This is a genomic window from Acerihabitans arboris, assembly GCF_010131535.1.
Lineage (GTDB): Bacteria > Pseudomonadota > Gammaproteobacteria > Enterobacterales > Enterobacteriaceae > Acerihabitans > Acerihabitans arboris.
Genome location: NZ_WUBS01000009.1, coordinates 1 through 12,338 on the forward strand (window position 1 = coordinate 1; position 12,338 = coordinate 12,338).

Consider the following 12,338-nt stretch of genomic DNA (forward strand, 5'->3'; position numbering starts at 1 on the left):
GCCGCTGGGCGAGGATGTCAGCGAACAGCTTGAGCTTATCAAAAGCGCCTTCAAGGTGATAAAAACCCGGCGCAAAAAGAAAGCCTGCGCTCGCTGCGATGTCATCGTCCAGGCGCCGGCGCCATCGCGTCCCATCGAGCGCGGGATCGCCGGACCGGGCCTGCTGGCGCGCGTGATGACGGCGAAATACGCCGAGCACTCGCCGCTGTATCGCCTGTCGGAAATCTTCGCCCGCCAGGGCGTGGCGCTGAGTCGGGCCACGATGGCCGGGTGGGTGGGACTGTGCAGCAACCTGCTGGCGCCGCTGGCCGATGCGGTATGCGACTATGTCATGGATACGGGCAAAGTGCACGTCGATGACACGCCGGTGGATGTGCTGCAACCGGGCAACGGCAAGCCCAAAACCGGACGGCTGTGGGTCTATGTGCGTGACGACAGAAATGCCGGTTCGGTGCTGCCGCCCGCGGTGTGGTTCGCCTACAGCCCCGATCGCAAAGGCGTTCACCCGCAAACGCATCTGACCGGGTTCAGCGGCCTGTTGCAGGCGGATGCGTATGCAGGCTTCAACCCGTTGTATGAAGAAGGCCATATCCGCGAGGTCGGTTGCATGGCGCACGCCCGGCGTAAAATCCATGATATCCACGTCCGGCATCCCTCACCGACTACCGCCGAGGCCCTGCGCCGGATCGGTGAGCTGTATGCGATCGAAGCCGGCATCCGGGGATGTGGGGCCGAGGAGCGACGACAGGTGCGAGAAGCGCGCTCCCGACCGGTACTCAACAGCCTGGAGTGCTGGATCCGGGAAAAGCTCACCACATTGTCGCGACAGGCCGATACGGCAAAGGCGTTCAACTACCTGATGAACCACTGGCAGGCACTGTGTTATTACAGTACCGATGGCTGGGCGGAGATCGACAATAATATCGCGGAAAACGCGCTTCGGGTGATAAGTCTGGGCCGCAAAAACTACTTGTTCTTCGGTTCGGACAGCGGCGGCGACCGTGCGGCGCTGATGTATACGCTGCTCGGCAGTTGCAAACTGAATGGCGTGGAGCCTGAAGCGTATCTGCGTCATGTGCTGGCGATTATCGCGGATCATCCCATCAATAAGATCAAAGATCTCCTGCCGTGGAACCTCAACATCCCTAAGGAATAACTATCAATACGGCACTGAGCATACGCTTACGTTCAACAATGGCGAAAGCAGCTTGAAATGTAAGGATTTATTACACCGAAAGATGACTTGACTGAAGCCCGGTCTCCAGAGCAAATCTTCATCATCTTGCTGGAAACCGCCGCCCTGTCAGAATACGAACTTGATATATACTGCCGCGAAAATGGGCTTTACACAGAACAAATCAGCATGTGGAAACAAAACTGTCTCGCCGCCAACCAACCACAACATCGACAACTGGCCGATATTCAGAAAGCGGCTCGATCCGAAAAAGCACGTATCCGGCAACTTGAAAAAGAGCCTAGACGCAAAGATAAAGCGCTGGCCGAGGCTGCTGCACTTCTGGTGCTGCAGGGAAAGTTGACAGCCCTCTGGGACGACGGCGAGGACGAATGACCTCATACCCAGAGCGGCTGCAGTATATTGCACTGATCGATGAAGCTATCAGCAACGGTGCCCGCCAACACCGGGCCTGTGAAACCGCAGGAATATCGGTCCGGACGTTGCAGCGATGGCAGCACAATGGCTTTATTCACGAAGACAAGCGTCCTGAGGCACTACGTCCGGCCCCAGCTAACCAGCTTTCGGAGTCAGAACGGCAACGCATCCTACAGGTGTGTTCAGACCCGAACTATGCCGATAAGCCGCCGTGCCAGATAGTACCAGCTCTCGCAGATAGGGGGACCTATGTAGCGTCAGAGTCTAGTTTTTACCGGGTGCTGAAGGCTGAAGGATTAGGCCATCATCGAGGCCGGGCGAAAGCGCACGGCACATACGTAAAACCGAAGAGCTACACGGCAACAGCACCCAACCGGCTGTGGTCATGGGATATAAGCCACTTGCCGTCAGCAGTGGTGGGACACCGCTTTTACCTGTACATGATAATGGATGTGTTCAGTCGTAAAGTGGTGGGCGCAGAGGTGTATGAAAAAGAATCAGGTCAATACGCCTCGATGTTGTTGCAACGGGCGGTGTGGATTGAAAAATGTCGGGGCGATCAACTCGTGTTGCATGCTGATAACGGTGGCCCGATGAAAAGCTTTACGATGCAGGCAAAGCTATACGACCTGGGTGTGAGGCCGTCGCACAGTCGACCACGAGTCAGCAATGATAATCCTTACTCAGAATCGCTGTTCCGTACGCTGAAATATTGTCCACAATGGCCACAAGGCGGCTTTAGTAGCCTGGACAGTGCGCGCAAATGGGTTCACGAGTTCGTGGTCTGGTATAACAAACAACATCGCCACAGTGGGCTTCGGTACGTGACGCCGGATGAAAAGCATCAGCAACAGGATGTCGAGATCCTGGCGCAGCGCAAAGCATTGTATGAGGAAGCCCGAAGACAGAATCCGGCACGCTGGTCGCGGGAAACAAGGAACTGGGACCCCGTGGAATCAGTATCACTAAATCCGGACAAGGTACGCCGGGTGGCATAAAAAATACGACAACTACCTTGAAAGTTACCGGGCTGCAGGGTAAGTTTAGTGTCGTATATTTGCTGTTAAAAATGTCGTATGTTTGCTATGATGAAGAAATGACCAAAGGAGGATGACATGACCACAAAAGCTCGTATTCAGTCACGACTGAAACGCTCAAAGCGTTATGTTTTCACTCGTGACGATTTCAAAGATCTTGCTGGCTACGATCAAATTGGTAGAGCACTGCGTGAACTGGTGAAGGAAGGGCAGCTGTTGAAAGTAGGCTATGGCGTCTATACCAAAGCGCGGCAAAATGCGATTACCGGTAAGCTGATGCCTGCTGCTCCCGGAGGTTCTGCTGCGGTAGTGATTGAGGCGTTGGAACGTCTGAAAGTGGATTACCGCTTGGTTGGGGCAACAAGCGCCTATAATAGCGGTAAATCCACCCAGATCCCCGCTTCACTGGAAATCAAAACCTCGCCACGTTTTAAGAGAACATTGTCAGTAGGGAACAGTAAATTAAATGGATGATTTAACAAAGCTATTCCCGGACGTTGCCGATGCTCTGGGCATTGAATCCGTTGCAATTGTAGAAAAAGATTATTACATCGTTGAGTTATTGCGATTGCTCCAGCCTCTGGCTTTTGATACGCATCAACTGGTTTTTGCCGGTGGAACTGCATTGTCAAAAGCGGGGATATCTTTGAACAGGATGTCAGAGGACGTGGACATTAAGCTTGCCCCCATCGCCGGTTTTTCCCTGCAATATTCCAGAAATCAGTGTAAAAATATCCGTAAAGGTATTATTAAGACCATCACCGAAACGATTGTAGCTTCAGGTATGTTTAGCATGGATGAGGAGTACCCAAAGGTTACTCGTGATGAAAACCGCTATAATGAAATTCCGGTGCGTTACCCGCAGAAATATGCACAAGCTCCCTGCTTAAGGCCATTTATCAAACTGGAACTAATGGAAACGGATTTGCTTGAGGCTGCGGAAAACCGTTCTATTAGCTCACTGATAATGGATCTAACAAAGAAGGGTGAAGTAGTGAGGGCTTTTCCCTGCGCCACTATCGCCAGCACGCAGGCTGAAAAGCTGATTTCGATGATGCGCAGAACGGCTGCAAGCATGCGTGATGTGGAACGTGCAGTGGATGAGTCACTGGTGCGTCATATCTACGACAATTTTTGTATTGTTAGAGAAAAAGGTGCTGACGTTCCTGTTTTGAAGCACTTCGTGCAGGAATGCATTGAGCAGGATATTGAACGTTACGGTAACCGCGTCTGACTACCCGACAATGCGATACGTCCGGTGGCCGTAGGCAGGAAAAACCGGATGTTCGCCGGGTCGTTGCGCGCGGGGCAACGCATGGCCGCTATCCTGAGCCTGCTGGAAACCGCGAAACTAAATGGTCATGACCCTTATCTCTGGCTGCGGGATGTGCTGACGCGCTTGCCTTCCTGGCCCAACAGCCGGATAACCGAACTGTTACCCTACGCTGAAAATAGCTTCACGTAATCCGGGCGGGATATCCGCGGCATCCTGCCGGCCCGCCACTCGCTGATGAAAGAGCACCGCAAACGGAACCTGCCTGGGTGATGAAAAATAGCCGGGCCCCCACAGCCCGGCCGATAACATTAACCTACCTACATGCACAACAGGGAAATGAATGAGGTTGCATAATGGCAGAGAGAGCCTCAATAGTTCCTTAACGGTTCCTAATGTTGCCAAATCAGGATGATGGGGCACGGGAGGGGAGTCAGTATCGTCAGGTCAATATCGAACGGCAAGGCGAGTTCGCCGCCCGTTTACCGGTATCAATGACAATTTGCTGTTCAACTGGCGCCAGCTCTACCGCCAGGGCAAGTTCGGTGTTCAACCTAAAACCTCCGCTATAGAGAAAGCTAAGCTGTTGGCGGTCACGCTGACTACTGAGCCATCACCCCTCAGTCCGCCTTCACCCGCTGCCGAACTTGTAACCTGCGATATTGAGTTCACCGGTGCCCGGTTACGGCTGGCCGGCAATCTGACACCGGCGCTGTTATGCGCACTTATCCATGAACTCAAAGGCCCGCAAGCATGATGGGCTTACTGGCGGGCACCCGTATCTGGCTCGTCGCCGGCCACATCGATATGCGAAACGGCTTCCAGGGCCTCGCCGCCAAAGTCGTGTCCGCCCTCCAGGAAAATCCGTTATCCGGCCATGTCTTCGTCTTCCGGGGAAAACGCGGCAACCTGATAAAGGTCCTGTGGTCAACCGATGACGGCCTGTGCCTGTTGGCAAAACGCCTTGAGCGCGGCCGCTTTGTCTGGCCGCTGGCCCGGGAGGGAAAAGTCTTCCTGACGCCAGCCCAGTTATCGATGCTGCTTGAGGGCATCAATTGGAAACAACCGGAACGCACTTCGTTTAACCTGGCGATATTGTAATAACCCGATAGTCTCCCTTACCATCCCGGCATGAAAAGAAAAAATCATGCCCTGCCCACTGACGTGCCCGCGCTGCAGGCACTGGTACTGCAACAACAAACGCTGGTCGCGCAAAAACAGGCGACCATCGCATCCCTGCACGACGACCTTAACGCACGGAAATCGGAAATCGACCGCCTGCTGGCGCAACTGGCGACACTGCGGCGTCTGTACTTCGGGCGCAGCTCGGAAAAGGCCGGGCGGCAGATAGTCCAGCTGGAGCATCGCCTTGAGGAACTGCTGACGGAAGAGAAGGTACAGCATGCGCCCGTCGATGGCCCCGCTGTACTGCCGGCCTTACGCCCCTCGCCGGTACGTCGGCCTTTGCCGGCACACCTGCCGCGCGAAGAGCGCTGCCTGGAGCCGCGGGAGCCGGCCTGTCCAGCCTGCGGCGGCGACCTTAAGCCGCTGGGCGGGGATGTGAGCGAACAGCTTGAGCTGATTAAAAGCGCGTTCAAGGTGATAAAAACCCGGCGGACAAAGCAGGCCTGCGCCCGCTGCAATGTCATCGTCCAGGCACCGGCGCCGTCGCGTCCCATCGAGCGCGGCATCGCCGGGCCGGGCCTGCTGGCGCGCGTGATGACGGCGAAATACGCGGAGTACTCGCCGCTGTATCGCCTGTCGGAAATCTTTGCCCGTCAGGGCGTGGCGCTGAGCCGGGCCACGATGGCCGGCTGGGTGGGGTTGTGCAGTAATCTGCTGGCGCCGCTGGCCGACGCGGTATGCGACTATGTTATGGACACAGGCAAAGTGCACGTCGACGACACGCCGGTGGACGTGCTGCAACCGGGCAACGGCAAGCCTAAAACCGGCCGGCTGTGGGTCTATGTGCGTGACGACCGCAATGCGGGTTCGCGACTTCCACCCGCGGTGTGGTTCGCCTACAGCCCGGACCGCAAGGGTGCTCATCCGCAAATGCATCTGGCCGGGTTCAGCGGACTGTTGCAGGCGGATGCGTATGCGGGCTTCAATCCGCTGTATGAAGAAGGCCATATCCGCGAGGTCGGCTGCATGGCCCATGCCCGGCGTAAAATCCATGATATCCATGTTCGCCACCCGTCGCCGACCACCGACGAAGCCCTGCGCCGTATCGGCCAGCTGTATGCGATCGAAGCCGGCATCCGGGGGCGTCCGGCCGAAGAACGAAGGCAGGTGCGCGAAACGCGATCCCGACCGTTACTGATGAGCCTGGAAAGCTGGATCCGGGAAAAGTTAACGACGTTATCGCGCCAGGCCGATACGGCAAAGGCGTTCAACTATCTGATGAACCACTGGCCGGCGTTGTGCTACTACGCCGGCGATGGCTGGGCGGAGATCGACAACAATATCGCGGAAAACGCGCTGCGGGTGGTGAGTCTTGGCCGGAAAAACTATCTGTTCATGGGATCCGATAGCGGTGGGGACCGGGCGGCGTTGATGTACACGCTAATCGGCAGTTGCAAACTGAACGGCGTGGAGCCGGAAGCGTATCTGCGCCATGTGCTGGCGACAATCGCGGATCATCCCATCAATAAACTCAAAGAGCTCCTGCCGTGGAACCTCACCATCCCTGCTGAATAAGCGTCAATACGGCCCTGAGTTGACGCTTACCATCCGGGGGCGTCCGGCCGAAGAACGACAACAGGTGCGCGAAGCGCGATCCCGACCGTTACTGATGGGCCTGGAGAGTTGGGTCCGGGAAAAGCTCACCACGCTCCCGAAAAGAGTCATATAGGCTTCCACCTTCGCCGCGTACCATACACATCCGCGTCATTTCGTTTTCCTTTTCGAATTAGACCTATTACCGCCTGACTTTATATCGCTGTCCATTGCCCGTTGCTTATCCATCATGTCCGTCATGCATCCATTTCTTTATCAGTTTGGGACCATTTCGCACCGCGTCCTTTACCCGTCGGTTCAATCAAGCCCTCTGCCTTCAATGATCGCAACACCAGCCTCACCATATCCCTACTCACGCCCGGACAGGTTTCTTCAATTTCCGAGATTGAAAAAGGTAATGTGCGCTTGAGGATTTCGGCTCTCACTCTGTCGCCTTTATTACCGTGACCATGTTCGATAGTGCCAACGCGTTCCTCGAACTCTCGGTAGGCACGTAGCAACGCACCCCAAAAATAATCAAGCCAAGGTTTAACATTATGTTTGCCATCATGCCAGCCTTGGGAGCTGGCTTCCAGCGTTTCGTAATAGCCTTCTTTGGTCTCTTCAAATATGCGCTCCAGGCTGATATAGCGACCAACGACATAATTGAATTGGTAAAGTAAGAGCGACGTGAGCAATCGTGACATGCGCCCGTTGCCATCGGGAAAGGGGTGGATGCACAGGAAGTCGAGCATGGCCAGCGGCACCAGCACCAATGGATCGGCCAGATGGTGGTCAAGCGCGCCGGCGTAGCGCTCTGTCAGGCTGGTCATAGCCATCGGTGTCAGATGCGCAGCAACAGGCTGGAAGCGAAGTCTGGATGTCCCGTCCGGGTGGCGTTCAATAATATCATTATTCGTCGCCTTCCAACGCCCGCCTGATTGCGGCATATAACGATATAACAAAGAGTGCAGTTGTAATACAACACCATCGTTAAAGGGCATATAGTCAGCGGATTCATGGATAAGCGCGAGCGCATCGCGATATCCCGCCACCTCTTGCTCCGAGCGGCTTTTAGGTTCCGCGTTACGAATCATCAAGGATTTCAAGCGCTCAGGCCTGACAATAACCCCCTCTAATCGGTTGGATGACTCGGCGGATTCGACTACCGCGACCTGCCGTAAATCCTTTAGAGCCTCTGGCGATTGAGCGGCGTATAGTTGTTGCTTGCCTTGATATTCCCCTAGCGCGCGCAGTGTCGCCAACTGTGTGCCATCATAGCGAAGCGCGTCAAGGTACTCGGGTGTAAAAGAATGCATATGATATAAGCTCAGGGCGTTTAAACAAGGTAATCATATCTATTAAATGGGGTAAAATCTACGAAATTACCCCATTTAATAGATCCGTTACTCCATTTAGACCAAGCCAGCGTTTACGGTGAGAGGCTATGGGTAAAGGCCAGTTTCAAAGGGATAAGAGAAAGGGAAACAGCCCTATCCCAAACGGCTTAAAAGGCAATTGGCATCGTCTTGCTTCGATAAACCTATCTTTTTATAACAAGGAGATCGATTGGTTCCAACCTATCAATAAAGTCCGCCCATGCCTGCAACATGTTGCGCCACTGCTGCGCATATTTCGCGCGATTATAGACGCCTCGCACCCCGCCAATAGTATGATTCAACGCCTTTTCTACCACATTCGACGGCTAACCTTGCTTATGGCGCAATGTGCTGCTGTGAGTCGCGGATCGTTGATGGTGAAAGCAGGGATCGGTACGTCATGGCATTACATTTTTCCGGGTAAGTATTTACCTGCTGCAGATGCGTTTTGGGCATGAGGCCGTCACTGCACTCCGCAGTGACGGCCCGGAGAATTGCGGCAACAATGCGGGTTGGCGCTGTATCCTATTTCATGCTGCGCACATGATGATGCCCTGGCACACTGGCAGGGTAATAACCCACCGGCAGGTTTAAATGCCGGAATACTAGGCACAGGGCAATAAGCGCCACTCTGGCTGAAGTCGCCACTTCACCGATGCCGTGCCCAACCGGTTGCCATCCCTGGCGCGTTTCGGCTCAACATCTCACGCCGCCCCTATCCATGGGGGAGCCTGACTTATCCCCGGCTTGATACACCGAGCCATCATCACATCGCGCCTTTCGGTGCTTCTTTGGTCGTTTTAATTCGGCGTTATAAACGCCTGCCTGGCGTAGCCGTCCTTCCCATTCCCATCACTTCACAGGAGGTCATGATCCAAATTGTTTGCATTGCTATTCCTTGCGGTAAACACCGTCCGGTCTTACCACAGGAAGCGGGACGGTGGCCTCATTCGAGGCAACAGGTGATCTGAGCACCTGGCCCATGCCCCTCGGGGATCTCGCTGTAGCGAGTTGGCAATAACACTCACCTTTTTTTGCTCAGGACAGAAAACACGATGGAACAACAGGAGATATCGATGGATGATCTCACCTATGCGCTACGCCAGCTTTGCCGGCGTAATCGCGATGGCAGCCATGCGACGCAGGCCGACCGGATACGGTCACTGACTTTGGTCAGCCGCCAGCTACGCGAGGCGGGATTTCGGCAAATGCGGGTAACGTCGCTTAAGGGCAAGCATGTCGCGGTATTACTGGAGCGTTGGCAGGGCGAAGGATTGCCGGCAGGCACAATCAAGAATCGCCTGGCGCATTTGCGATGGTGGGCCGAGAAGGTCGGCAAGGCCGGCGTTATCCCCGCCGATAACACGCAACTGGGTATCCCTGAGCGGCGATTTGTCGCCAGCGAGAACAAGGCGCGCGTGTTAGGCGACAGTTGGGACAAAGTGAATGATCCCTTTGTACGCATGAGTCTGCTTTTACAAAAGGCTTTTAGGCTGCGCCGCGAGGAGTCCATCAAGTTCCGACCCGGCTATGCTAACCGTGGCGATTGCCTCGTTCTCAAGAGAACATGGACCAAGGGCGGGCGTGAACGAATGATACCCATTATAACTGCTGAGCAGCGAGACGTGCTCAATCGGTCGCATAGATTGGCAGGAGCTGGTTCGCTGATACCAGCATATAAAACCTATATACAGCAGCGCCATGTTTATGATGGACAATGCAAAGCGGCAGGGCTAAGCAATATGCACGGACTGCGACATCATTATGCCCAAGCCAGATATCAGGCATTGACGGGATGGTCGGTTCCGGCGGCAGGTGGCAAGTCTAGCCACATGCTAACACCCTCGGAGCATACCAAGGATACGATCGCACGCCAGACCATAAGCCGAGAGCTGGGGCATGAACGTACCCCGATCACCACTGTTTATTCGGGACGATAAGTAGGGTGTAAGGATTTACCTCAGACGCGGGAAATAGCGGCCAATATTCATCGAGTTCTGATGCTGACAGTTACTTTTGCGCTTTAAGTATCAAAAAAGGTGGCCGGCGGCAGTGTTTCACTAATTCGGGCCGTTGTGCCAGGGCTTCTTCTGTCGGCTGCGGCTCCGACAATGCGCGCAGGGTAAAACCACAACCCAGCAGGGTATTCACATAGTTTTCTGTCGTGCGATGGTATTTAATGACGTCATTTATAAACCACCTGGTATGGCGTATCGACTGATCGTGATAATTATCCAGCGGCCAATGTTCGCCGGTATCAGTGGTGATCCATCCTACCGGCCAGGCGGTACAAACCGGATGTTCAACGCTGAAAATAAAATATCCGCCGGGCTTTAGCGCATGATAAACCTTGCGGCATATCCCCGAATAATCCTCGATGTAATGCATGGCTAATGACGACAGCACCAGGTCATAGGTGCTGTCATCAGCAGCAAAATCCTCCATCGAAATATGCTGAAAGCTAATGCCCGGATCATCCGTCAGGCGTTGGGCTTCAGCCAGCATACGCGTTGACAGCTCAATTCCCGTGACATGGGCGGCACCATTGGCCCGGGCGTAGCGCGCAAAATCGCCAAAACCGCTACCAAGATCGAGCACGTTCAAATGGCTCAGTTCCGGCAGTAACGCGCGGATTGCGGGCAGCTCCAACGCGCCGTTCAGGCCGGAGTCCTTCTGGCGTAATGTCTTATACCCTTCGAAAAAATCGGGATTATCGTACACATTCTGTTGGGATAAATCGTTGTGCGATGCGGTCATGATACAAGTCTCCTTTGTTGTCGGTTACGTCAGCTTACTCTGATGCTAATAAAATTAGTGGGGGTACGCACCATTTTGATTGATGATATATTTATCAACATTCAACAGGGAGAGCGTGTTTGTAATCTCCCCATAATAATGGGGTGCTCATAAGTATTGAACTGCATAAACGCGCATTGGATTTATGACTCTACTTAAAGCTTCCGTTGAAAATGAGAAGGTTACCACCCCGTAATTTATCCATAGAAAGCGCGAAATTCCGGTGTGAATGGCATAAGTTACGTTAAGCCAATTATAGATTTCGGAGAAGGTCGGATTTGATCGGATAAGAGCGTAATCAATGATCGATTAAAACCGTAATCGGAGATCGGGATGAAGAGAAACCATGCACAAAGAAAAAATCTCCTGAATAGCAATTTACTTTGCATGCCGAGATTGATATTAATCGAGATAATATCTTCAATTGACATAATAAGGTGGGTCGGATTTATAAAAGACCTACCCTAGAGATCACTTTTCAACATCACTCGCTATCGCCGCTGGGTCCATGACGGTCCCATCGGCAAGTTTGGCATCCCGCCGTAATTATTACCACTTTGCCCTATATGAGAGGGATTCATAGGAACCTTAGGCATGCGGACATTGACTGGACCATGATCCATTAATCGAAGACTCACATTTTGCACCCCAGCTACACCCGCGCCAATCAGTGCACCTGGGACGCCGGCTTTTGCCGCCCCTCCCGCTGCCCCAATCATCATGTCCCGACTTATAGAACATGCCGTTTGCGCATTGGCTGACCCTTTTGAACAATTCATAATGTATGATTTCCCTTCTTTATAAAACGATAAAAAAAGAATATGATTGTTGCACTAATCATGGTGATAAAAGAGGAGTAAAAAAAGCTATAAACCCCGTCCTGAGTTATATTATCGAAAGTGAACCCTCTTTCCCATAAATAAATGTAGATATTTGAAAAAAAGGGACCGATTATTAACAGATAAAATGCTTTATTCGTTGTTCCGCTATTAGTAATATCAAAAAATAAAGCTAATAGTACATACGATAAAGGAGTGCCTATATTAAATTCCATATTTTACCACATCAAGTATTTTAGGGATAATAACAGTCTGCTATAATTAATAAACGAAATAAAATTGAAGATTATTGAGACGGGTCAGTTACATAAATGAATGAAATCAGTATTTTTTTCACGTTAAACTTAATATAGCGCAACAATGTATAATCAAGGAACCTCGCCACTAAAATTTAAGGGTTCTATGTCTTGATAATAATTATCGCTATGGTAATATCATTGTAATCCGCTGTGTTGACTAGACAACTGGGAAAGGTTAATATCATTCTTGTAGACCCCCGGTGCGACCTCTGCGCAAGCATGCCCCCGGGGGCTTGCTTTTTCTAGATACTTGCCTGCTTCTATTCAACCTTCATTTCAGTGTCAAATATTTTGATAGTTAACTCTTCCGAGTGTTTCAACTCAGCTAAACCAGACGCCTTCTTTTTTTATTTTATAGGATTTTTTAGTAAATTAAAAATCAGAA

8 protein-coding genes and 4 pseudogenes are annotated in these 12,338 nt (G+C 52.5%); 8 read left to right on the forward strand and 4 right to left on the reverse strand.

The features are described 5' to 3' along the window. From tnpC (GRH90_RS13290) to tnpC (GRH90_RS13325), 7 genes and pseudogenes are all read left to right on the forward strand, one after another. On the forward strand, positions 1-1,156 hold a 1,156-nt coding region (gene tnpC / locus GRH90_RS13290; RefSeq protein WP_162366443.1), incomplete at its 5' end, for an IS66 family transposase. 24 nt (positions 1,157-1,180) lie between these two features. Then, positions 1,181-2,610 (forward strand): annotated as a pseudogene (locus GRH90_RS13300) (IS3 family transposase); the annotation flags it as partial. A 117-nt stretch (positions 2,611-2,727) separates the two neighbouring features. Beyond that, entirely contained in the window at positions 2,728-3,123 is a 396-nt protein-coding gene (locus tag GRH90_RS13305; protein WP_042527235.1) for a DUF6088 family protein, read from the forward strand. Beyond that, positions 3,116-3,877, forward strand: a pseudogene (locus tag GRH90_RS13310) (nucleotidyl transferase AbiEii/AbiGii toxin family protein); the annotation flags it as partial. The gene GRH90_RS13305 and the pseudogene GRH90_RS13310, both read left to right, overlap by 8 nt. A gap of 12 nt (positions 3,878-3,889) precedes the next feature. After that, positions 3,890-4,114 (forward strand): annotated as a pseudogene (locus GRH90_RS13315) (transposase domain-containing protein); the annotation flags it as partial. A 561-nt stretch (positions 4,115-4,675) separates the two neighbouring features. Then, entirely contained in the window at positions 4,676-5,023 is a 348-nt protein-coding gene (tnpB, locus tag GRH90_RS13320; protein WP_162366448.1) for an IS66 family insertion sequence element accessory protein TnpB, read from the forward strand. 30 nt (positions 5,024-5,053) lie between these two features. After that, complete coding sequence (gene tnpC / locus GRH90_RS13325) at positions 5,054-6,622, forward strand: IS66 family transposase (RefSeq protein WP_162366449.1); 1,569 nt, start codon at positions 5,054-5,056, stop codon at positions 6,620-6,622. A gap of 275 nt (positions 6,623-6,897) precedes the next feature. Here tnpC (GRH90_RS13325) and GRH90_RS13330 read toward each other — a convergent pair whose 3' ends face one another. Together GRH90_RS13330 and GRH90_RS26245 are read right to left on the reverse strand one after the other, a co-directional pair. Further along, the gene (locus tag GRH90_RS13330) at positions 6,898-7,959 is read right to left on the reverse strand and encodes a Fic family protein (protein ID WP_162366450.1); all 1,062 of its coding nucleotides are present in this window, start codon (positions 7,957-7,959) and stop codon (positions 6,898-6,900) included. A gap of 263 nt (positions 7,960-8,222) precedes the next feature. After that, positions 8,223-8,401 (reverse strand): annotated as a pseudogene (locus GRH90_RS26245) (tyrosine-type recombinase/integrase); the annotation flags it as partial. 694 nt (positions 8,402-9,095) lie between these two features. Here GRH90_RS26245 and GRH90_RS13340 point away from each other — a divergent pair. Beyond that, entirely contained in the window at positions 9,096-9,959 is an 864-nt protein-coding gene (locus GRH90_RS13340) for a phage integrase N-terminal domain-containing protein (protein ID WP_162366451.1), read from the forward strand. 70 nt (positions 9,960-10,029) lie between these two features. On the opposite strand, the gene GRH90_RS13345 is transcribed toward GRH90_RS13340, so the two are convergent. Beyond that, complete coding sequence (locus GRH90_RS13345; RefSeq protein ID WP_162366452.1) at positions 10,030-10,776, reverse strand: class I SAM-dependent methyltransferase; 747 nt, start codon at positions 10,774-10,776, stop codon at positions 10,030-10,032. 530 nt (positions 10,777-11,306) lie between these two features. Continuing rightward, positions 11,307-11,594 (reverse strand): E492 group microcin, encoded by a 288-nt coding sequence (locus GRH90_RS26830; RefSeq protein ID WP_446678251.1) that lies wholly within the window; start codon positions 11,592-11,594, stop codon positions 11,307-11,309. Positions 11,595-12,338: the final 744 nt, after the last annotated feature.

What these genes read in the sequence shown, in the direction of transcription:
- GRH90_RS13330 (WP_162366450.1), bottom strand. Translation starts at nt 7,959, where the DNA reads ATGCATTCTTTTACACCCGAGTACCTTGACGCGCTTCGCTATGATGGC.
- tnpB (WP_162366448.1), top strand. Translation starts at nt 4,676, where the DNA reads ATGATGGGCTTACTGGCGGGCACCCGTATCTGGCTCGTCGCCGGCCAC.
- GRH90_RS13340 (WP_162366451.1), top strand. Translation starts at nt 9,096, where the DNA reads ATGGATGATCTCACCTATGCGCTACGCCAGCTTTGCCGGCGTAATCGC.
- GRH90_RS13345 (WP_162366452.1), bottom strand. Translation starts at nt 10,776, where the DNA reads ATGACCGCATCGCACAACGATTTATCCCAACAGAATGTGTACGATAAT.
- tnpC (WP_162366449.1), top strand. Translation starts at nt 5,054, where the DNA reads ATGAAAAGAAAAAATCATGCCCTGCCCACTGACGTGCCCGCGCTGCAG.
- GRH90_RS13305 (WP_042527235.1), top strand. Translation starts at nt 2,728, where the DNA reads ATGACCACAAAAGCTCGTATTCAGTCACGACTGAAACGCTCAAAGCGT.
- GRH90_RS26830 (WP_446678251.1), bottom strand. Translation starts at nt 11,594, where the DNA reads ATGAATTGTTCAAAAGGGTCAGCCAATGCGCAAACGGCATGTTCTATA.